This is a genomic window from Chryseosolibacter indicum (assembly GCF_018598585.1).
GTDB lineage: Bacteria > Bacteroidota > Bacteroidia > Cytophagales > Cyclobacteriaceae > Chryseosolibacter > Chryseosolibacter indicus.
This window is the reverse complement of record NZ_JAHESD010000008.1, coordinates 16152-39086: the sequence shown is the minus strand read 5'-3', so window position 1 is coordinate 39086 and position 22935 is coordinate 16152. Positions and strand designations below refer to the sequence as shown.

At 39.3% G+C, this 22935-nt stretch carries 13 protein-coding genes; 3 read left to right on the top strand and 10 right to left on the bottom strand.

Annotated features, from left to right (window positions below):
* Positions 1-28: 28 nt before the first annotated feature.
* From KK060_RS05565 to KK060_RS05555, 3 genes are all read right to left on the bottom strand, one after another.
* Positions 29-1717, bottom strand: a complete 1689-nt coding sequence (locus KK060_RS05565) for a porin family protein (RefSeq protein WP_254152706.1) — start codon at positions 1715-1717, stop codon at positions 29-31.
* A gap of 666 nt (positions 1718-2383) precedes the next feature.
* A complete protein-coding gene (locus tag KK060_RS05560) occupies positions 2384-3109 on the bottom strand; it encodes a L,D-transpeptidase family protein (protein ID WP_254152705.1) in 726 nt (241 codons plus the stop codon).
* Positions 3110-3139: 30 nt separating this feature from the next.
* On the bottom strand, positions 3140-4237 hold the full coding sequence (locus KK060_RS05555) for a mechanosensitive ion channel family protein (RefSeq protein WP_254152704.1): 1098 nt from the start codon (positions 4235-4237) through the stop codon (positions 3140-3142).
* Positions 4238-4384: 147 nt separating this feature from the next.
* Here KK060_RS05555 and KK060_RS05550 point away from each other — a divergent pair, with 147 nt between their 5' ends.
* From KK060_RS05550 to pbpC, 3 genes are all read left to right on the top strand, one after another.
* Positions 4385-9961, top strand: coding sequence for an Ig-like domain-containing alpha-2-macroglobulin family protein (locus KK060_RS05550; RefSeq protein ID WP_254152703.1), 5577 nt, complete (start codon positions 4385-4387; stop codon positions 9959-9961).
* Positions 9962-10031: 70 nt separating this feature from the next.
* Complete coding sequence (locus tag KK060_RS05545; protein WP_254152702.1) at positions 10032-10409, top strand: GxxExxY protein; 378 nt, start codon at positions 10032-10034, stop codon at positions 10407-10409.
* Positions 10399-12792 carry a penicillin-binding protein 1C gene (pbpC, locus tag KK060_RS05540; protein WP_254152701.1) on the top strand — a complete coding sequence of 798 codons (2394 nt, stop codon included), beginning with the start codon at positions 10399-10401 and terminating at the stop codon, positions 12790-12792. The genes KK060_RS05545 and pbpC overlap by 11 nt, the downstream gene beginning before the upstream one ends.
* A gap of 65 nt (positions 12793-12857) precedes the next feature.
* On the opposite strand, the gene KK060_RS05535 is transcribed toward pbpC, so the two are convergent.
* The 7 genes from KK060_RS05535 to KK060_RS05505 form a co-directional block, all read right to left on the bottom strand.
* Entirely contained in the window at positions 12858-14360 is a 1503-nt protein-coding gene (locus KK060_RS05535; RefSeq protein ID WP_254152700.1) for a tetratricopeptide repeat protein, read from the bottom strand.
* 17 nt (positions 14361-14377) lie between these two features.
* Positions 14378-15751 (bottom strand): pyridoxal-phosphate dependent enzyme, encoded by a 1374-nt coding sequence (locus KK060_RS05530; protein ID WP_254152699.1) that lies wholly within the window; start codon positions 15749-15751, stop codon positions 14378-14380.
* 102 nt (positions 15752-15853) lie between these two features.
* Positions 15854-16777, bottom strand: a complete 924-nt coding sequence (locus tag KK060_RS05525; protein ID WP_254152698.1) for an aspartate carbamoyltransferase catalytic subunit — start codon at positions 16775-16777, stop codon at positions 15854-15856.
* Positions 16778-16780: 3 nt separating this feature from the next.
* Positions 16781-17323: a bifunctional pyr operon transcriptional regulator/uracil phosphoribosyltransferase PyrR gene (gene pyrR, locus KK060_RS05520; protein ID WP_254152697.1), complete on the bottom strand. Its 543-nt coding sequence runs from the start codon at positions 17321-17323 to the stop codon at positions 16781-16783.
* 88 nt (positions 17324-17411) lie between these two features.
* The gene (locus tag KK060_RS05515) at positions 17412-19073 is read right to left on the bottom strand and encodes a hypothetical protein (RefSeq protein WP_254152696.1); all 1662 of its coding nucleotides are present in this window, start codon (positions 19071-19073) and stop codon (positions 17412-17414) included.
* 1463 nt (positions 19074-20536) lie between these two features.
* A complete protein-coding gene (locus KK060_RS05510) occupies positions 20537-20941 on the bottom strand; it encodes an EVE domain-containing protein (RefSeq protein WP_254152695.1) in 405 nt (134 codons plus the stop codon).
* A 96-nt stretch (positions 20942-21037) separates the two neighbouring features.
* Positions 21038-22921, bottom strand: coding sequence for an amidophosphoribosyltransferase (locus KK060_RS05505; protein WP_254152694.1), 1884 nt, complete (start codon positions 22919-22921; stop codon positions 21038-21040).
* Positions 22922-22935: the final 14 nt, after the last annotated feature.

Below are 22935 nucleotides of genomic sequence, written 5' to 3'. Positions count from 1 at the left end.
ATCGATATCCAGCTGTTGAGCATTCGTATTAATAATTGAATGAATAACTATACCCTAATGTTCCGGTAAATTCTGTAAAGGCCTGAGCCGAGCCTTCTCTGTTGCTCGACCGGTTTACTGCTACAAGGCTAAAATTGATGTTATGTTTCTTCTGTAAAGTCACACTTGTATTCAATCGCCCATTAATAATTGAATTAACCTTTACAGAGTTGGCGTAAGTATTGTTATAGGACGATGAGAGTGTTGCACGCAGCTTCTTCTGGAAAAATGATTTACTTACTGAAGCTGTTGGCCCCGTTGTACGTGATGTGTTTCCTGGAGCTTCATTAAGCGTTGCATTGAATGACACCGAGAGCATTAAGTTCTGAGGAACGATGTTCAATGCATAGGCAGCGTTCACACTATAGAATTGAACCCCCGAGTTTTGTTCCACGTCTCCTTGTTTATCCGCTGCATCCTGAAAAGTAAGATTGAGATTTACAGACTGGCGTTTCTTCTCATTTCCGCCAAACATATACATGGTAGTAAGTGTTGCGTTTTGCGAAATCTGCGTAAAGTTTAATGTATCAAGATTGTCGTAAGGTGTGAGCTGATTGATATCAACAAATTGAGAACGAATATTGGTATAGGTTTGAAAATTAGAATAGGAAGCGGAGAAGTTTAATTTCTGAGTCGGAGCATACGCAAGGTTTAGAGATCCAACCATTCTTCTCATCGTACTCACTTTACTCCTATCAAGATTATCACGCTGCGTACCACCACTTGCCGCTACATTTACCTTGCCTTTTAAGATTGCTACTGCTGCGTTGGCAGTAATGTTTTCAAGGTCATTGTTAAAGTAGTAAGAGCCTAACGTTCTATATAGGGGATCAATCCTTTCATAGGCCACGCCAAGGGTATAAAAACTTTGCTGGTAATTGAAGGAGGTCTTAAATGCTTTATAGTAGGAGGAGGATAAACGTGGTATATATATAAATTTAGGCTTTGCTAATATACTGCCGTGATTAGCCTCCTCAGCTCTTGTATCACGCGAAAGCGCACTTCCAGCGAGCTCTGCTTTTAAGAGAAAATTCTTTAATACCGTTTTTCCTGCGCTAATACTCATTACCAGGTTTTCCTCGGGCAGCACATCAAGACTATCAGGAATAAAACTTACAGAGTTAATGTCATCATGTGCATGAAATACAATAAGATCTACAAAGTCGCCCCCTTCACCATAGCTGGCCTTAAAGCCATAGCCCATGCGTTTATAAGAAGGCATCGCATTCTGATTTGACGTATCTGGCTCTACTGCCTTAAGAAACCTTCCATATAATGCGCTTATCTTAAACTTTCCTTCTGGTGCCACATCAACCCCTCCACCAAGAAAAATATGACCATTTACTGTATACGGAGAAAAAGACATACTGGTATATCCGAAATGACCAGTAACCCATTTATAGGTGGGATGAAGACTATATTGATTAAAAGGTTGTTGAAAAGAGGTGTTTTGGTTAGATACACTAAAACTTAGGGGAACACTCCAACCATAGAGTGAGAAATTTATGTTACCAGAAGCATAGTAAGTATAAGGATCCCTTCTCGACTCTATGCCATTAACAGAATAAAATATTTGATTGAGAGAAAGCCCGCCGCTAACCTGAAGCGGTTTTTCCTTACCTATTGAAGCCAGGTTCTGGCCAAATAGAAGTCCGGTAAGGCAAGATAATACTGACAAGAGTATAATCTTTAATAGAGTGGGGTGCATAGGTCAAATAATACTCATGCAAGGTACTAAGGGCATGTAAAACGGATACTGTATTTTTGGCTTAATCCTTACGCTAACTCAAGTAGACGTTTTTCAAGTCTAACCCTACCTGTTATTAAAATCTTTTATCAAACAACTCCTTTTACAAAGTTTTCACGGCCATTTACAAAGTTCACAGCGCTCTAAATAGTTAAGCTATCTAAACACAATAGCTTTTATGTCTTTCAGCCTAGCTATTCTTACCTAATGTTTAAACACTATTTTCAGAAGATAAAATAAACGATAGGTGTAGTCTTTAACTCAATAATAATCAAATCAGCCGGTTGAATTCCCCTCCTGGTGGTCTAAGGAGCCCTGGGGACTTCATTGTAGCCAATAAGCATTCCTTTAGAATAGCATCAGAGTGACTGGGAAGTGCGTATTGATGTCTCCCGGTGTCCTTCGGTCAAAACGTTTCTAACCAAATGCCACCGGAGCCACCCCATAGTCAGCCCCTAATCACTCTTATGCTATTCTATTGAATCTCTGATAGTTTCGGTTATTTAACTTAAAAGGCTACTGAAGAAAAAAGATTATTTTGAATGATAAAGATTATTAGTAGAAAGTCAGGTAGTAAAAAAAAGCCCGGGATAATACTTAGTGCAATTGATATCTGCCTTTACCTGTGACGGTTATTTCCGGAAGCTTTTTTGATGTTTCAAAGGCGTTGTAGATAGGCCGCAGACTTAACCAAAAATCCTTATGTTCTGTTCCGTACTTCTCTTCTAGCTCTGTCAGTTGTTTATCATTGAGCTTTGATGGAAAAATATGAACTGGAATTTCAGTTTGCCCGTTATTTCTTGCTTCTACAGCAAGTACATAGAGCTCTTTTATCTTATCGTCTGTGATGGGAATACATCCAACGGTAACACAGTTGCCATGAATATAGATCAAACCGCCTGGATGTTTAGGATCGCTTAAAACCTTATCTGATGCGTTAGGATAATTAATACCAAGAGATAGGTAAAAGTTACTTTGTGGATTGAAGTGATTGATGTAGTATATGCCTTCCGGGATCTGCAGATCACCTTCTTTTCTTTTAGGACCTAAAGTTCCTGAACTTGAACAGAAGTTGTAGGTATGCAGGAGAGAATATGTTTCTCTTCCTTTTTCCTTTATCCAGATTTCAAGCTTCTTCTCTTTTTTAAAAGCTCTTACAAAGAGGTTGAAACCTTTGTATTTCAGATTACGATCTTTAAAGTGTTTTTTAACAACTTCTTCCTTTTCATCATAAGCTACTTTTACGCGGCTATTTTTAAGCTGTATTTCTTTAAAGGATGGTGGAATCAACATCATCAAACCAATGAGACATGCTATATACATGCCTCAATTTAAAAATAAGTATTCACAAATTTATCTTGTACTTCCGTCTGAAATTCCCTCAAGTTCTCTTTTGAAATCATCAGGATTTTTAAAAACAGAAGTTTGTGTAGGGAAGGCAAAGTTTATTTTTCGTTTAGTGAATTCTTCATAGATCCTGAAATTGATAGCCTGTTGGATGTCCATGTAGATATTAAAGTCAGGACTTCCGACAATATAAACAACTTCATAACGAAGGCTCCAATCTTTGTAAACAGCAAAATGCGCACGATCGAAAGTAACATTTTTTTGCTCCAATACAATAGATTTCAATAATACAGATATCTCCTTTAACGTATCAAGAGGCGTTCCATACTCAACATCAATGGTAAAAACTATCCTACGGGTAGCCATTCTCTTGTAGTTATGGATACGCGCTGTTGTAAGATTACTATTACCCATAATGAGTTGCTCGCCGGAAAGGCTTCTGATGCGTGTGGTTTTAATTCCGATATATTCTACGGTGCCCAGTTTATCATCAACAATAATAAAATCACCTACTTCAAAGGGGCGATCAAAAAATATAACAAAGTAGTTAAATAAGTCACCTAAAATATTCTGAGCTGCTAACGCAATGGCAATACCACCAATTCCCAGACCAGTGACAATAGCGGTAACATCACCACCAAGATTATCGATCAAGAATACAATTCCTAAAATCCAGATAATCATGTTAATGATAAGCATTAATCCACCAAGCTGCTTGATTTTTTCTTCACCCCGCTCCTGCTTTCGGATTCTATTATTAAGAAAAAGCAGGATTAACTTGGAAAACAGACGGACTATAAAAAATGTGATTACTACAGATATGACAACCTCTACTACCCGTTCTGCTTTATGCGATAACTGTAGCGTAGAGATTCCCCAATAAATAATAGCGTATTGTAATGCAGCAAATCCAAAACGTCCAATACTTCTTATCACTATATCGTCATTAGTGCCTGGCGTATGCTCTGCCCAAATTTTCAGTTGTTTTAATACAACATTTCTAATAATAGCCAAAATAAGTGAACCCAGAAGAATGGTTGCGAGAGCAACGAGGTAGTCTCGCACAGAATTATGGAAGTAAACTTGCTCTAAAATTGAGTTCATAAGTAAAAGTCGGAGTTAGACCTAATTTTAATAGAATATGATGCGAATTTGCGAGGATGCAATTTTTTCGGCAAAATCATTTAAAAAACCATACCAATTAATGGATATTGCAATTGGTTTCTCTCTTTATAAACCCCAAAATCACATATGAAAACGCTGCCCTGGAAAAGAATTGCTATCGCAGCCATAGCACTTGGAATAGTTGTGACCGGAGTATTCTACTTCACGAATAGTATCGGCAAAAAACAAACACAAGCCTTTATCAACCCTGCTTTTGGCGAGTACATTTCGTCGTACACCGCAGGAATTGTTTCTTCCGGTTCAACCATACGCATTGTTCTATCAACGGAAGCGGTAGACTCCTCCCAGGTTGGCACAGAATCATCAGTTAAGCTTTTCAACTTTAATCCGGGCGTTAACGGAAAAACCATTTGGCTAGACAGAAAAACGGTTGAGTTCAGACCCGAGAAGAAATTAACTTCCGGCCACGTATACGAAGTCAATTTCTCTTTATCAAAACTTGTCGAAAACCTGCCCTCAGAATTAAAAACGTTTTCTTACACCTTCCAGGTAATACCACAAAACTTTGAAGTAAGCATTGAGAATATTAAACCTTATGTAAGCACTGAATTACAGAAACAAAAAATAGAGGGTATCTTTTCTACTGCTGATTTTGCTGAGAACGAGTTGATTGAGAAGTCGTTTACTGCGTCTCAGGAAGGCAAGGTGTTAAAAATTTCATGGACCCATGCGGGTGACGGCAAAGAACATAATTTTATTATTGAGGAAGTTGCACGCAAGGAGCAAGCAAGTAAAGTAGACCTTGCCATTAACGGGAAATCTATTGGAATTGAACGGAGTGAAGAACAGGTGATTGAAATTCCTTCGCTTAGTGATTTCAAGATCATGAACACAAAGGTTGTTCAGAATCCGAATCAATATGTGGTTCTTCAGTTCACGGATCCGTTAAAACCAAAACAAAACCTTCAGGGCTTAATTAATATAGGCGGACTGACTGATCTTGATTTTGATATTCATGACAATGAAATATGGGTTTATCCTCCTGTTAGACAAACAGGATCTAAAACACTTACCATAGAGGCAGGAATTAAAAATATTCTTGACTACAAGATGAAAGAAGGAAATAGTCTTGAAATTGTCTTTGAACAGCTTAACCCCGCGGTGCGCTTTACCGGAAAAGGTAATATCCTTCCTTCATCTGAAGGGCTAATTCTTCCTTTTGAAGCAGTGAACCTTAAATCAGTTGATGTAAAAATCATTAAGGTTTATGAAAGCAATGTACTACAATTCTTACAGGTTAATGATTACAACGGAAGTTCGGAACTACGCAGGGTAGGAAAACCAATTCTTAAAAAGAATGTGTCTCTTGAAACTTCTGGTGTTACTGATCTTGGAAAATGGAACCGGTTTACAATAGACCTTTCAAAAATGATCAGCACAGAACCAGGTGCTATCTATCAGGTAAGTATAGGTTTCAAGCGAAAAGATGTAGCACTGGTATGTGAAGGTGGTGAAGAAACCGCAGGTGAATCAGACCTTACTTCATTTGAAACAGAAGAATGGGTTGAGGGTGAAGGTGAATCGAGTTATTGGGATTCTTATGAAGAGTACTATTACAGTGAAGATTACGATTGGGAGCAACGCGACAACCCATGCCACTCCTCTTACTACACCGGCAATAAAAACATCAAGAAAAACGTACTCGCAACTGACTTGGGTATTATCGCTAAACGCGGTGGAGACGGAAAGACAATTGTATTTATCAACGACTTAAAGACAACGCAGCCTTTAGGCAGTGTGATGCTTGAATTGTATGATTTCCAGCAACAACTTATCGGCAATGCAACAACAGATGCAGATGGGAAGGCGGTAATAGAGAGTAAGGAAAAACCGTTTGTTCTGATTGCAAAGAGTGGTACGCAACGCGGCTATCTTAAACTCCAGGATGGAGAATCACTCTCTCTAAGTAATTTTGATATTGGTGGCGAGCAAATAAGCAAAGGACTTAAGGGTTTGATTTACGGAGAAAGAGGCGTATGGAGGCCAGGCGATTCTTTATATCTTACGTTTCTACTTGAAGATAAACTTAAACTGCTTCCGTCAACGCATCCTGTGGTGATGGAGTTGCAAAATCCGCAAGGGCAGGTAGTAAATAGAATTGTACGTGCCAACGGTGAGAATGGATTCTACAACTTTGCTACAGCAACTGCCACCGATGCACCTACCGGAAACTGGATGGCACGTGTTAAAGTAGGCGGGGCTGAGTTCGCTCAAACTATAAAAATAGAAACTGTAAAGCCGAACAGGCTTAAAATCAATCTTGATTTTGGGAAAGACAAGATCACAGCAGAGAACAATAACGTATCAGGTACACTTCAGGTGAACTGGCTTCACGGTGCAGTAGGAAGAAACCTTAAGGCTGAGTTTGAAGTATTGCTCACCCGGGGAGAAACGAAATTTTCGCGTTACCCTGACTATGTTTTTGAAGATCCGTCCCGTACTTTTTCAAGCGAAGCACAAACAATTTTTGAAGGTTACACAAATGAAGAAGGTAAAGCCACTATCAACGCTACTTTAGAGGCTTCAGAGAATTCACCAGGAATGTTAAATGCTGTGTTCAGAGGAAAGGTATTTGAAGAAAGTGGCAATTTCTCTATCGATCGTTTTAGCTTACCGTATTATCCGTATGAATCCTTTACCGGCATAAGGGTACCTGAAGGTGATAAAGCAAGAGGTATGCTTCTTACCGATACCACACACCGGGTTGATGTAGTAACCATAGACGCAGATGGTAAACCGCTTTCGCGGGATAAGATAGAAATGTCTATCTACAAACTGCAATGGAAATGGTGGTGGGATAACAGCGAAGAAAATGCTGCGTACTTAAGCGACTCTTACGCCACGTTAATAAGTGAGGGTACGATAAGAACAACAAACGGAAAGGGCTCATGGAGTTTCAAGATCAATTACCCTGAATGGGGAAGATATCTTGTAAAAGCGCTTGATCCGCAATCTGGCCATAGTACCGCGAAAGTAGTTTATATTGATTGGCCAGGTTGGGCAGGAAGATCGCGCGGAGGAAATGAAGGTGCGACCATGTTATCTTTCTCTTCTGATAAACCCGCCTACAATATAGGTGATAAGGCTAGTGTAATAATACCTGGAAGCGGGGAAGGTCGCGCTCTTGTAAGCATTGAAAACGGAAGTCGCGTTATTGAAAGTAACTGGGTGCAAACACAAAAAGGTGATACTCCTTTCAGCTTCAATATCACGAAAGACATGACGCCTAATGTATTTGTGCATATAACACTTGTACAACCTCATTCGCAAACGGTAAACGATTTACCTATCAGGCTATACGGTGTTATTCCTTTGCAGGTCGAGAATCCAGAAACACATCTTGAACCTGTTATAGAAATGCCTGATGTGCTTGAACCAGGAAAGGAAGTAAAAATCAGTGTATCTGAAAAATCAAAGAAAAAGATGACCTATACCATTGCAGTGGTAGACGAAGGGCTTCTTGATTTAACCAGATTTAAAACTCCTGATCCATGGAATAGATTTTATGCTCGCGAAGCGCTAGGCGTAAAAACATGGGACTTGTATGACAATGTAATGGGAGCTTTCGGATCGAAGATTGAAAGGTTGTTAGCGATAGGTGGAGACATGGAAGCCGCCAGCAAAGAAGACGATGCAAAATCAAATCGCTTTAAACCTGTTGTAAAATTCTTTGGCCCATTTACTACTAATGGGGGAAGAGACGAACACAAATTCATTATGCCTCAATACATTGGATCAGTAAAAACAATGGTGGTGGCAGGATATGAAGGCGCTTATGGTTCAGCAGAAAAGGCGACACCTGTGCGTAAGCCCTTAATGGTATTGGCAACATTACCCCGTGTTCTTGGTCCGGAGGAAAAAGTTAAACTACCTGTTACGCTGTTTACGATGGAGAAAAATATCCGCGATATTAATATTGAGGTAAAAGCCACAGGTCCGCTTACTGTATTACAAAATTCCCAGCGCATTACAATGAGTGGCAATGACATGACAGTTGACTTCGATCTTGATGTAAAGAGCTTGTTAGGTGTAGGAAAAATAAAAGTAACCGCTACTTCGGGAAGCTATACGGCTACAGATGAGATTGAGATTGAGGTTCGTAATCCGAACCCTCCGGTTACCCGTGCACAGGAGTCAATAGTAGAAGCAGGTAAAACGTGGAACGTTAATGTTTCTCCCGTAGGGATGGCAGGAACGAATACTGCTGTTCTTGAAATCTCAAGTATTCCTCCAATTAACCTTGGACAAAGACTAAAGTACTTGTTGCAATATCCTTACGGTTGCATTGAACAAACAACCTCTGCGGTTTTCCCTCAGCTATATGTAGATCAGATAAAGGTTATTACAGAAGGTGAGCAAGCCATGATTCAAAAAAATGTTCGTGCAGGAATTGAAAGACTAAAATCTTTTCAACAACGCGACGGCGGATTTTCATATTGGCCTGGTGCTGAAAATGCTGATAGCTGGTCTACTACTTATGCAGGTCATTTTCTTATAGAAGCCGAAGCAAAAGGATATTTTATTCCTAACGACATGATCAGGCGCTGGAAAAAATTCCAGAAAAATAAAGCACAATCATGGAGAAAGAACCAGGAATATCAAAGCAGCGAATTGATCCAGGCCTACAGATTATACGCACTGGCACTAGCAGGAGACGCCGAACTTGGTGGAATGAACAGACTGCGCGAACAACAAAACCTATCATTAACAGCTTCATGGATGTTGGCTTCTGCTTACGCAAAAGCCGGACAACCAGAGGCAGCGAAAAAGATTATAGCAAATCTCTCAACGAATGTGAAACCTTACCAGGAAATGGGATATTCTTATGGCTCTGATCTTCGTGACAAAGCCATCATTCTTGAAACCCTAATCCTGTTAAATGAAAAATCAAAAGGTTTTGAATTGTTAAAGGACATTTCAGCATCGCTGAGTAATTCAGGGTACTGGATGAGCACGCAAACTACTGCCTGGTGTTTAAAATCAGCCGGAGCCTTTGCAAGTACAGAAAAGAGAGGCTCACTTACATTTACATATACCTACAATGGAAAAGAAGTTGAGGCAAGCACGGAGTTACCAATAGCGCAGGTATCACTACCCGTAGATGGTGTAAGTGCACGTTCTTTGAAAGTAGTAAGTAAGTCAAAAGGTACGTTGTTTGCACGCCTTATTACAGAAGGAACACCAGCAAGAGGCACCGAAGAAGAAGAAAACAATAACTTAAATCTCTCTGTAACTTATACCGATACAGATGGAAATGCGGTTGATCCTACGCGCTTAACACAAGGAACTGAATTTATAGCTTCGGTAACGATACAAAATCCAGGAATGCGAGGAGAGTATAAAAACATGGCATTAAATCAGATTTTCCCTTCAGGTTGGGAAATTAACAACTTAAGGTTAGACCAGGCTGAAGAAAGATTGAACGGAGACAAGCCAACGTATCAGGATATACGCGATGATCGTGTTTATACTTACTTTGACCTTGCATCAGGACAACGAAAAGTCTTCAAAGTAATGCTGACGGCGAGCTATTCTGGAAGTTATTATTTGCCGGCATTAAGCTGCGAGGCTATGTACGACAGAAGCATTTACGCGCGCAAGAAGGGTCAGGTAGTTGAAGTAGTGAAAGAGCAAACACAATAATAAGCAGTATGAAATCTGCGGACAATAAGCGTTTGCCCGCAGATTTCGCTGATAGTCGCAAATTAAATACATGACGGAGAACGAGCTTTCATATAAAATTCGAGGAGCCATATTCAGGGTATACAATCACCTCGGCCCTGGCCTACTTGAATCAGTATATGTTGCCGCTCTAGCGTATGAGTTAAAGAAGGAGGGGCTTATTGTAAAGACACAGGTAGCGCTTCCGGTCCAATATGAGACGGAGTATCTGGATCTAGGGTTTCGGATCGATATATTGATTAATGACTTAGTCATAATTGAAGTAAAGTCCATTGAATCGCTACACGAAGTCCATCACAAACAAGTATTGACATATTTAAGACTTTCCAATAAAAAATTAGCCTTACTTGTAAATTTTAACACGACTAATATTTCAAATTCTATAATCAGAAAAGTAAATGGTTTATAGAATTCAATCTGCGATAATTGGCGCGATCAGCGGGATAAAAAAGTGGATATTGCTTACCTCAATTCTAATAATATTCTATTGGTTCTCTTTAAGTAAAACACTCTTTAACGACCCCTACTCCACCGTACTTCAATCAAAAGACGGACAGCTTTTAAGTGCTTCCATTGCACGAGACGGCCAATGGCGTTTTCCTGAAACTGACACCTTGCCTTCAAAATTCATTGATGCCCTTATCACTTTTGAAGACAAAAGATTTTATAACCATCCTGGTATTGACTTACTTTCATTGGCAAGGGCGTTTAAGCAGAATATAAAGGCAGGAAAAGTTGTAAGTGGTGGCAGCACCATCAGCATGCAGGTGATAAGGCTCTCCCGTAAAGGTCAATCACGTAACGTCATGGAGAAGCTTATTGAAATTATTCTTGCTACACGACTTGAAATCCGATATAGTAAAGAAGAGATTCTGGCCTTATATGCTTCTCACGCACCGTTTGGAGGCAATGTTGTTGGCATTGAAGCTGCATGCTGGCGCTATTTCAGCACTACACCAAATGACTTATCGTGGTCTCAGGCCGCACTACTCGCTGTTTTACCCAATGCACCATCATTGATTCATCCCGGTAAGAACAGGAAGACTCTTAAGTTAAAGCGAGACACACTGCTTGACAAACTCGAACGCGCTAATAAAATTGATAAACTTACCTGTTCGCTTGCTAAAGATGAACCACTACCTGATTCGCCTTATCCTCTACCACGATTTGCCAAACACTTATTAACGCGAGTAGCCAAAGATAAATTCGCAGAAAAGAAAACAACAAGTACCATTGACTACAGCTTGCAGCTTCGTGTTGAAGAAATTTTACAACTGCACCATCAGCGTTTATCAGCAAATGAAATTCATAACGCCGCAGCCATTGTTATTGATGTTAATACAGGATCAATTCTCGCATATGTGGGTAATATCGATGGCAAGCAAAGACATGAAAATGATGTTGATATTATTAACTCGCCGAGAAGTACCGGAAGCATTTTAAAGCCTTTCTTGTACGCAGCCATGCTTGATGAAGGTAAAATTCTACCAAAATCACTGCTTCCTGATATTCCTGTTTTAATCAATGGTTTTTCACCTAAAAACTTTTCACATGCATATGATGGCGCAGTACCAGCGGATAAAGCATTGATCAGATCATTGAATATTCCCGCTGTTAACATGCTTAAAGACTATCGTTATGAGAAGTTTCATACGCTCTTGAAAAACATGGGAATGAACACCCTTACCAAGGCTCCTGACCACTATGGCCTGTCCCTTATATTAGGTGGCGCAGAAGGAACGCTTTGGGATATTACAGGGATATATGCTTCTATGGCGCGCACACTAAACAATTACTTTGAACACCCGGGAGCACATCGATACTTAAAGTCGGATTTTCATGCCCCCTATTATTTAAAGAGTCAACAGGATTCCGTTAAAAGAGACCTTGAGTTAACTTCATGGTTAAGCGCAGCCTCCATCTATTCAACATTTGAGGCTTTAAAAGAAGTTTATCGCCCAGGTGAAGAAACAGGATGGAGATACTTTCATAACGCTAAAAAAATTGCATGGAAGACGGGCACAAGTTTTGGCTTTCGCGATGGATGGGCTGTTGGAGTTACACCTCGCTATACGGTGGGTGTATGGGTAGGCAACGCCGATGGTGAAGGAAGACCTGGACTTACAGGAACCGATGCCGCAGCCCCAGTAATGTTTGACATCTTCGCCCAGCTTCCGCAAAACAAGTGGTTTGATTTCCCTAAACCGGAAATGCATGAAGTTACTACCTGTGGAATAAGCGGTTTTAGAGCTTCACCTCTATGTACTCCGACAGATACCATCTGGGTTGTGAAACAAGGACTTTCATCGTCTTCCTGTCCCTATCATAAAATGGTACACCTAACCAAAGACCAAAAATATCAGGTTCACGATGGATGCATGGCGCTTCAAAATATAACACATCTAAGTTGGTTTATTCTTCCTCCCATACAGGAGTATTATTACAAAGCCGCCACTATTTCGTACAAAGCGCTGCCTCCCTTTAGAACAGGCTGCGAGACAGGTAAAGCAAACAGCACGATGGATATGATCTACCCCAAAGAAAATACAAAGATCTACATCCCAAAAGAAATTGATGGCAACGCAGGAAGTTCCATTTTCGAATTAGCACACAGAAACCCTAACACTACTGTATACTGGCATCTGGATGGTAATTTTTTAGGTGTAACAAAAAAAACACATCATTTTCCCATTAATCCAAAAAAAGGGAAACACACACTTGTTGTGGTGGACGAGGATGGAGAGTCGCTAAAAAGAGAATTTGAAGTATTGTCGAAGGGCGTAGGCGACTAAACAGAACTTTGCTTCATGCAAGGCTTGGCTGCCAAAGCTGTTTGATAGAAATCAATTCGTGAAGACTAATGCTCTTTACCGTGCGAATCAACTTCAGTAACGATTATTGCAGCCTCCAGATTTTTGCTTACTTCACGTATTACATTGTCAAGTTGTACGCTACAAGTATAAAGATGCTTCAATATATCTTCTTTCTCAGAAGGATCAGCATGACTCAGCAGATTAATCAATCCTAAAATACTTGCTACAGGAGCCCTCAATTTATGCGCATTGATAAAAGTGTATTCTGCTAATCGTTGATTTTGCAACGTGAGCTGTGACGTTCGCTCTCTGATTCTTTCTTCCAGGTTTTTATTAAACTCCTGAAGCTCTTCGTTGAGCTTTATTAATGCAGTAGCCTGCATTTCAATAGCATTTTTTTGAAGCAAAATCTTTTTGCGTTGCCTATAAAGCGTCAAAGCCAAGACTACTACTGCCCCCAGGCATACCGAAATAGCTACCAGTGATAAGCGTTGGGATTTCAACTGAGCATCTTTAAATTCCCGCTCAGTACGTAACTGCCTGTTCTCCTCCTCGCGTGTTTCTGTTTCATAAATAGTTTGAAGCCTTGCAACTTGCTCAGCTTTTAGTAGATTATAAACGCTGTCTTTTAGTTTGTTGTGTCGGGAAAGATGCTGAAATGCGTTCTCATAGTTGCCTCGCGCGGAATCGAGATGTGCAAACTCGAGATAATTCTTAACCTGTAAATCTGCTACTTTAATTTTATCGGCAAGTTCAATGGCTTTTAAAAGATGCTGCTCAGCAACATTATATTTTTCAAGATGCCTATACACATCTGCGATATTCTGATAAGTCTGCACCAATGATCTTACCTCTCCAAGTTGAGACCATATTATCTCAGCTCTTTTCAAATAATCAATAGCTACATTATAGTCTTTCTCCCCTATCTTAATCTCCGCTAACGTCCAGTAATTATATGCAATCACTTTTTCATCCTTATGCCTGGCAGCCATTTCGAAGGATGCATCAATGTATTCCTTTGCTTTTTCAATATTACCGACCTTCACATATAGTTCTCCTATATTGTACAACACCAAGGCTTGCGCTAAAGAGTCTCTCTTTAAATATTCAATTGATTTTATAAGGTATTCAAGGGCTTTATGAGGTTCAGATAATTTTTTGTAGACCTCGCCAATGTTGTTATAAGTTTGACCTAATCCAACGCTATCAGAAATTGATTTATACTGTCTTACTGCTAACAAATAGTAATTCTGAGCAAATTCATAAACCCCTTCATACCAATAGGAGTTTCCCATTACGGTGAACGCACGAGCATATCCTTTTGTGTATTTAATTCTGCCTGCTACATTCATTGAATAGGAGCAAATGGTTCTTGACAGATCGGTGTTAACACCTAGGCTATTAGAAGCTTCCTCATTCAATTTGTCTACTAAAGTACGGTCTTCAGGAAATGCCTTAAATTTTTGAGCAATACTGTCGGGCAGAACCTGGGCGGTCAGCTCCTGAATCAATAAAAAAACAACTATTACTAACCCGAACTTATACATTATACAAAGCAATAACCTTACTGAGCGGCCATTGCCTTTAAAACATCATGCTGTGTAATAATGTGAACTTTTTCATCTGTATCACGAACAAGCACTGCTTTATTATCCCTATTCAACAGCGAAGAAAGTACATCTAAGGTACTATCTGGTGCTACAAATAACATTGGCTTATCCATAATTTCGCCGACTGCCTTATTCTGAATATTAGGATCCTGGATAATTTTTTCGAGTAGTGATGCTGAGCTTACACTACCGACAAAATGACCATTTTCAGTAACAGGAATCTGATCTATCCCTTCACGGTTAAGCACTTGTATTGCTTCACTAATTTTTGCTGATTGTTGTACAGTATGTAAGCTATCCTTACCGTTACGTTGTGTTATGATATCTCTCGCAGAAGCAAAAGTGCGGGTTTCAAGAAAACCATGGTCTTTCATCCATTGGTCATTATATACTTTAGCAAGATACCTTGTGCCATGGTCTGGCAACAGAATAACCATTACATCGTCTTTCTTTAAATTATCTTGTGCGTATTCCAAAGCGCCATGTACTGCTGAGCCACTCGACCAACCTACAAACAATCCCTCTTCACGAGAAAGTTTACGGGCCATAATTGCTCCATCTTTGTCTGTCACTTTGATAAATAAATCAATTGTATCAAAGTCAACATTTTTAGGAAGGATATCTTCACCAAAGCCTTCAGTTAAATAAGGATATATCTCATTTTCATCAAAGATGCCGGTCTCTTTATACTTCTTAAAAACAGATCCGTAGGTATCAATACCAACGGTAATCAATGATTTGTTCTGCTCCTTCAGGTATTTAGCAGTACCACACATCGACCCGCCTGTTCCTACTGTTGCTACATAATGTGTTATTCTTCCCTCCGTCTGTTTCCAAATTTCAGGCCCTGTACTTTCATAGTGCGCCTGTGCGTTGGATGGATTGTCGTACTGATTGGGATAAATAGAATTTGGAATCTCTTTGCTCAATTTTCTGGCTACAGAATAATATGATCTTGGATCATCTGGCTCAACGTTCGTTGGACAAACGATAACTTCTGCGCCCACGGCTTTAAGAATATTAATTTTCTCCTGTGACTGCTTATCTGCCATTGTAAAGATACACTTATAGCCTTTCGCAATGGCCGTTAACGCCAGCCCCATACCTGTGTTACCAGAAGTACCTTCGATAATTGTTCCGCCTGGTTTTAATTTACCTTGCTTCTCTGCATCCTCAATCATCTTTAAGGCCATTCGGTCTTTGGTAGAATTTCCAGGATTGAAGTATTCTACTTTTGCCAATACTGTACCTCTTATCCCCCGGGTAATGTTGTTTAATTTTACTATAGGGGTATTTCCTATAGTTTCAACTATCGAATCGTAGATCATAACCAGTTTATTGAGAGTTAAAATTAAGAAAATCTGACCTAAAGGAGCCCAAAATTTGAGGCAATCAGGAAAAGGGTCTCCTTAAATTATAATTAGAGGTAACTATGCTGCGCCTGCAAGGAGATATAATACCGCCATCCTCACCGCAACTCCGTTCTCAACCTGATCAAGAATAATGGAGTGAGATGAATCAGCAGCATCACTTGTTAGTTCTACACCCCTGTTTATTGGCCCGGGATGCATGATAACGATCTGCTTTTTAAGATTATCAAGCATCTTTTTATTAATGCCGTAATACAGAGAATATTCTCTGAGTGAGGGAAAGTATTTTATTTGCTGTCGTTCAAGCTGAATTCTGAGAACATTTGCAACATCACACCATTGGAGTGCTTTCATTACATCAAGCTCAACCTGCACCCCAAGTTGCCCTATAAATTTAGGAAGCAGCGTTGGAGGACCACACACCATTACCTTTGCCCCTAGTTTTTGAAGTGCGAAAATGTTAGACAAAGCCACTCGCGAATGAAGGATATCTCCAATAATCGCAACCTTTTTTCCTGCCACATCGCCTAGTTTTTCACGAATAGAAAAAGTATCGAGTAATGCCTGCGTTGGATGTTCATGGGTACCATCACCTGCGTTTACAATATTTGCATTAATGTGCTTTGCCAAGTAGTATGGTGCTCCAGGACTAGCATGCCTCATCACCACCATATCTACCTTCATTGCAAGGATATTGTTAACGGTATCTAAAAGTGTTTCTCCTTTTTTAACAGAACTGTTAGATGCTGAAAAGTTTACTACATCGGCTGATAATCTTTTTTCAGCAAGCTCAAATGAAAGCCTCGTTCTGGTAGAATTTTCGAAAAATATGTTGGCTATGGTAACATCGCGAAGAGATGGGACCTTCTTTATCGGACGGTTTATTACTTCTTTAAAAGTATCAGCTGTTTCAAAAATAAGTTCTATGTCTTCCCTGGTGATGTCTTTAATTCCAAGCAGGTGTTTTTGACTTAATTTAGACATAGCTTAATCCTTATTGATCAACCAGATTTTATTTTGTTTGTGTCCTTGAGCCTGTAATTCAACCAATATGCGCTGAGAAGCAATTGTATTTACTACTTTTCCTACGTAATCGGCCTCAATTGGAAGCTCCCTATTGTACTTTCTATCTATAAGCACCAGAAGCTCAACTTTAGATGGTCTTCCGAACGTAATAAGCGCATCTAATGCCGCTCTTATTGTTCTTCCTGTAAAAAGAACGTCATCTACTAAAACCACACGCTTACCCTCAATAATAAAAGGAATCCTACTTTCACTAGCTTTTGCCGGCACGTCCCTTCTGCGAAAGTCATCCCTGTGAAAAGTAGCATCTAAATAACCCAATGGGATGGACTGCTTTATATTCTTCTCCAGCGTTTTATGTATTGCTTCCGCAAGATGAATACCCCTTGGCTGCATACCAATTATAACCGTATCTGAGAAATCATCATGATTTTCAATTAATTGCTGGCAAAGGCGATTTATCGTGATATTGAGGAGATCGGAATCTAAGATGAGTTTCTTCTGCATACTTTGCAGGCACAAATATAGGAATAATTCAAAATGAGACAATTCATTGAAAATGCTAATATCCGCTTATTCTGAATTTTAAACAGGATTAATCAACATGCTTGACTTTATTAATATAAAAAACTCTTTTGTTTCGCTGTCCCTTTACCTGGCTTTCAATCTCCTGAACGCCATAGGCATATAGGTATTCACTATACCAATATTCCAGCTTGTTGGTAGAACCACTTTTCTTGACAACGTCATTCACTGACCCTGTTATAATAGGATCTGTTGTTTTTCCTTCAATTACATCATTATCTCTAATGAGTTTTGTGCGTAGCTGATTTTCATATAGATATAACAAGGCTATTTCATCGTTGTCAACATCCAGCTTAACAAATTGCTCTAAGGTAAATGTTCGTACATCATTAATCTCAAAGCTATTATCCCATAACAAGTTGCCTTCTGGAGTAAAGCCCATGACAACAGCATGAGTATAAAAGTAGCCTTCAAAGATTCTTCCATTTTGAATCATACCATTGGCAGGTCTGCCAATAGGAGAGAAGAAACTACCATAAGGCGAAACACTAGAATATTTAGGATAAAACGCCTCTCCTAATAGTACAAATTGATCTTTATAGGACACTAATTCATGAACCAGAAACCGGTAGTTAAACTTGATTTTCTTCCCCTTAATTTTTCTTCTTTCTATTCTGTCTTTAACTCTTTTTTCGCGCTTTGCCTTCATGTACTTAAAGAAGTTCTCAAGGTCGCCAAAATTATAATATCGTATTTTCTGCAAACCCGAAGGATCAATGCTTGCAATAAATATCCCTCTTGAAAACTCAGCAGACCGGCTTCCATAAACTCCCGCAATGATCTGAATATCATTGGTTGCTTTTAACGATCGTCCAAAGATCAAATGCCTGTTGTCCTGAACATCTAATGTAAAATTGCGTAACAGATTTCCCTGTACATCATAATTCTTAACCCAAAGTGTTCGCTGTTTCTGGAAATTAAGTGCGCTGATAAGCACATCAAAGTTACCATCTTCATTTACGCGTATTTGGTTTAGTTCTCCTGATTCATTAAAAATTCCTGGCAACACTCTTGATTGAAAATTAGCCAAAGAGAAGTGAAGAACAATTGGTACTTTATTATAATATCCTCCTATAAGAACAGCTGCACGTGCCACTTGAAATTCCGTCGGTGAAAAGGGAATATATCCTTTAATAATGCGTCTTGTATAATTCCCTGTGGCCCCATCTACGATTATAAGTATGAAATCATTTTTACTGTAATCCTTATAGCGCAGCAGAAGATAGAGTTGACTATTATAGGCTTTCTTGCCAATTACAAAATAGTTCTTCTCAACTGGTAAGAACCCACTCCATTTTTCAGCAAACGCAGTATCCAAATGAATGAGATGCAACTGACCGCTTCTTGTACCAGTAAAGGCCCTGTAAAGAAACAAACCTTCGTCTTGGGCGGGAATGATTTCAAAGTTAGTTTCATTTTGGCCGATAGGTATTTCAAATCTTCTTGGTTGTAGTACTTGTGCCCTCACATCTGCAGATAAGAAAAGCAGAAGTGTGAGCAGTACAGAAAGGATTACCCTATCTGACAACCACTTTATTGATATAAAAGACGTCCCTAACCCGGTCATCTTTATTGCTTTGATTGCGTATTGTTTGATATCCCCAAATAAAGAAAGTATTATTAACCCAATGCATGAGTCCGCCTTCACTTTCCTTCTCACTACGTATTTCATCCAATGGATCATTTAATTTGATTTTCTCTACAGCCTCCGAAACACTTCCATCACTGAAATTGACTGATTTAAATTTCAACTCCGATTCCTTTTTATATACTAAAGATAAAGCAGATCCGTCATAGTAGTAGTCGGCAACTTGTTCTAAAGATGGCTTTTCTATATCATCTAATTTAATACTTTGATCCCAAATAAGATCGCCTTTGCCATCAAAAGCCAAAACAACACTTGATAGCGTTTTTACCTCATTTGAATTCTTGACATTATTATTATTAAAGTAATAAGGTCGGTAGGTGCGCATACCCGGAAAGTATGCCGGCCAAAAAGGATTATAATAATAAAAAGGATTTGTATTGTATGAGTTACCAAATGGTGTTGAATAATAGGGATTAGAATTATTTACAGGGTTGTAAACTTCAGCAAGTAAGAGATAACCATCTTTATGCTCTTCTATTTTATAAGGCATTACGTATGCAGCGTACGACGGCTTCTTGCCCGCCTCAACATCATTCTTTGTATTTTCCTTTATTCTTTGTGCTTTTTTAGGATTTAAGTAATCCAGAAAATGCTCTAATGATCCTAAATGAAAATACTTTATCTTCTGATCACTAAACGGATCAACAGGAAGTGAAAAGAAGCCAGAGGATTGCTTTCCTTGCCTGTCGCCCCAAGTACCAAAAACCATTAATTCTTCACGTTGCAATGTACTACTGATGTTTGCTTGTAAAGAATGATTATTATCAATAGCAACAACATCATCTAACAGCAGCTTTCCTGACTCATCAAAAGTTTTGAAGACCACCTTCTGCTCAGCCCTGGAAATTCTATCAATAAGCACAGTGTTAAAAGTCTGATTCTGGTTAGCTCTTAAATCCACCAGCTGATTATCCTTCTGAAAAAATCCGGGAACAACTTTAATGTTTTTATCATTGAGGTGGTACAACAGAATTGCCGGCTCATCGCTAACGTATCCCCCAAGCGCAACACTTAGGCCTACCTTAATAAAATGAGTTATTTTAAAATCAACTTCAGGCTTAATTTCATGGCGGCTTATTTCAACACCATTATCTGTGTCTATTTCAATTAACCGAAAGCTATTTCGCGAATTTTCTCCAGTACGATACAACATATAAAGCCGCTGGGGAGCAACTTCATATCCTACCATTGGAAATCGCTCTTCAATGTAATACTCAACACTTTTCTTTTCATGCAAAGCAGTATCGAGTATGGTAATCTCCCATAACCTTTTGTTACCTTCGTATTTGTCACGTTCACGCAATAGCGCTAATCCTGTTTCCTTCAGTGATATTAAATGGTAATACTCATCACTCCCTTTGTGCTTTTTCTCATAGCGTTGCGTCTGAAAGATTTGAGCCTTTAATGAAAAGGATACAAACACAAAAAGTAAAGCACAAAGAATACCCGCATTTCTACGAATAATATAAAGGAACAAATTTCTCATGTTATTTTTCTTCGCTAAGGGCAACAACGATATCGAACTCTTCTGGTCTTACAGGTTGAACAGAGAGACGGGAAGCACGTACCAGCACCATGTTACTTAAACGCTTGTCTGATTTTATTTGTGCAAGAGTAACAGGATTTTTTAATTTTTGCTTAGGAGCAAGATCAACAGCTATCCATTCGTTATCAGCCGGCTCTGGATATCCTGCTTTTAACACCGTACTAATCCCTATTATAGCCTTTTCATCTCCTGTATGATAAATGAAGACAAGATCACCTTGTTCCATCGCTTTGAGATGACTACGAGCCTGAAAATTTCTGACGCCGTCCCATACTGTTTTCTTGTCTCGTACAAGATCATCCCACGAAAAAGTATCTGGTTCTGTTTTAACTAGCCAATAGTTCATATTGTCGGTAAATGTTTACCGAAAATATGGAAACCAATAACAAAGGGCAATACTAAAAGAATAATTAGAAAATGGTAACGCCTTATTAACCGCAGTTTAGTAGGCTCTTACCAGCTTTCCTTCCATGTAATTAACATACGAGCGGTTTACTACCTTCATGCCACCAGGGGTAGGGTAATTACCTGTGAAGTACCAATCACCTTTATGATTAGGACAAGCCTTATGAAGGTTTTCTACTGTTTGGAATACAACCTGAAGTTCCGCATTCATATCAGCAGGTTTAACAATCTCCGAAATCTTTGCAGAGATTTCTTCATCTGTAAATTGCTCATATAACTGCTTCACATAGTTCTGCTGGCTTTGATGTCCTCTTGCTCTCACACAACGCTCATAAACCTCTCCTAACAGGTAATCCAACCCTCTCTCCTTTAACAGTGCTGTCATTGCTCTGAAAGCAACAAAGTCGCCCATCTTACTCATATCAATACCATAGCAATCCGGGAATCGAATCTGCGGAGCAGATGAGACAACAACTATTTTCTTAGGGCCGAGGCGATCAAGCATTTTAAGAATGCTCTTCTCTAATGTAGTTCCTCTTACGATTGAATCATCTATTACGACAATTGTATCTTTCCCCCGATTAATTACTTCATAGGTAGTATCATAAACATGAGCTACCATTTCATCACGATGTTGATCATCAGTAATGAAGGTGCGTAACTTCACGTCTTTAAGAACTAGCTTTTCAATACGTGGTCGGAAGGAGATAATTTGTTCTACTGAGTCAACGGAAGGTTTTCCTTCAACAATAATTTCTTTCTGTTTATTGATCAGATAATCTTCAATTCCAGCCATCATACCATAAAAAGCAGTTTCCGCGGTATTAGGAATGTACGAGAATACAGTATTTTTTAAATCAAAGTTGATCGATTTAAGCACTTGGGGAACAAGCAGGCGGCCAAGTTGTTTTCTCTCCTGATAAATATCGGGATCATTACCTCTTGAGAAGTAAATCCTTTCAAAACTACACGGTTTCTTCTCACCCGACTTAATTACCTGCTGCATTGAATACTCACCACTTTTCGTAATTACCAATGCATGGCCCGGCTTTATTTCATCTATCTGGTTATAGTTTATATTAAAAGCGGTTTTAATAGCTGGTTTTTCAGAAGCAACTACCACTACTTCGTCATCAGCGTAATAATAAGCCGGCCTAATGCCATTAGGATCGCGAACTACAAAAGCGGAACCAGAGCCTGTTAAGCCCGCCATAGTGTAACCACCGTCAAAATCCTTACAAGCACGTTTTAGAATTCGATGAAAATCCAGTTCATCTTCAATGATTTCGGAAATCTCCCTGTTAGAATATTTGTCTTTATATTTTTCGAAAAGCGTTTGGACTTCCTCATCAAGAAAGTGACCGATTTTTTCCATTACTGTTACGGTGTCTACTTTCTCTTTTGGATGCTGGCCTAAGTTAACCAGGATGTCAAACAATTCTTCAACATTTGTCATGTTGAAGTTACCAGCCATAACCAGATTACGACTTCTCCAGTTATTCTGACGCAAAAACGGGTGAACGTTTTCAATGCTGTTCAAACCATGAGTGCCATATCTTAAGTGACCTAACCAAAGTTCACCAGTAAAAGCAACGTTTTCCTTTAGCCAGTGGGCATCCTTAAATTTATCCTTACCGTACTTTTGAGCCTTCTTATATTTCTTGGCGATTTTTCTAAACAGCGAAGCTACTGGCTGTGCTTTTATAGAACGATATCTGCTGATATATCGGCGTCCAGGCTCTACGTCTATTTTAATATTGGCGATACCTGCCCCATCTTGTCCCCTGTTGTGTTGTTTTTCCATCAGGATATACATCTTATTCATGGCGTAGGAAGTACCATATTTTTCGATGTAATAAGAAAGAGGCTTACGCAGGCGGATCATGGCTATTCCGCACTCATGAAGAATCTGGTCACTCATTCGTAGTTTATTAT

Coding starts and splice junctions, on each gene's coding strand:
- KK060_RS05560 (WP_254152705.1), bottom strand. CDS start 3,109: ATGTATATAGCATGTCTCATTGGTTTGATGATGTTGATTCCACCATCC.
- KK060_RS05555 (WP_254152704.1), bottom strand. CDS start 4,237: ATGAACTCAATTTTAGAGCAAGTTTACTTCCATAATTCTGTGCGAGAC.
- KK060_RS05550 (WP_254152703.1), top strand. CDS start 4,385: ATGAAAACGCTGCCCTGGAAAAGAATTGCTATCGCAGCCATAGCACTT.
- KK060_RS05545 (WP_254152702.1), top strand. CDS start 10,032: ATGACGGAGAACGAGCTTTCATATAAAATTCGAGGAGCCATATTCAGG.
- pbpC (WP_254152701.1), top strand. CDS start 10,399: ATGGTTTATAGAATTCAATCTGCGATAATTGGCGCGATCAGCGGGATA.
- KK060_RS05535 (WP_254152700.1), bottom strand. CDS start 14,360: ATGTATAAGTTCGGGTTAGTAATAGTTGTTTTTTTATTGATTCAGGAG.
- KK060_RS05530 (WP_254152699.1), bottom strand. CDS start 15,751: ATGATCTACGATTCGATAGTTGAAACTATAGGAAATACCCCTATAGTA.
- KK060_RS05525 (WP_254152698.1), bottom strand. CDS start 16,777: ATGTCTAAATTAAGTCAAAAACACCTGCTTGGAATTAAAGACATCACC.
- pyrR (WP_254152697.1), bottom strand. CDS start 17,323: ATGCAGAAGAAACTCATCTTAGATTCCGATCTCCTCAATATCACGATA.
- KK060_RS05515 (WP_254152696.1), bottom strand. CDS start 19,073: ATGAAATACGTAGTGAGAAGGAAAGTGAAGGCGGACTCATGCATTGGG.
- KK060_RS05510 (WP_254152695.1), bottom strand. CDS start 20,941: ATGAACTATTGGCTAGTTAAAACAGAACCAGATACTTTTTCGTGGGAT.
- KK060_RS05505 (WP_254152694.1), bottom strand. CDS start 22,921: ATGAGTGACCAGATTCTTCATGAGTGCGGAATAGCCATGATCCGCCTG.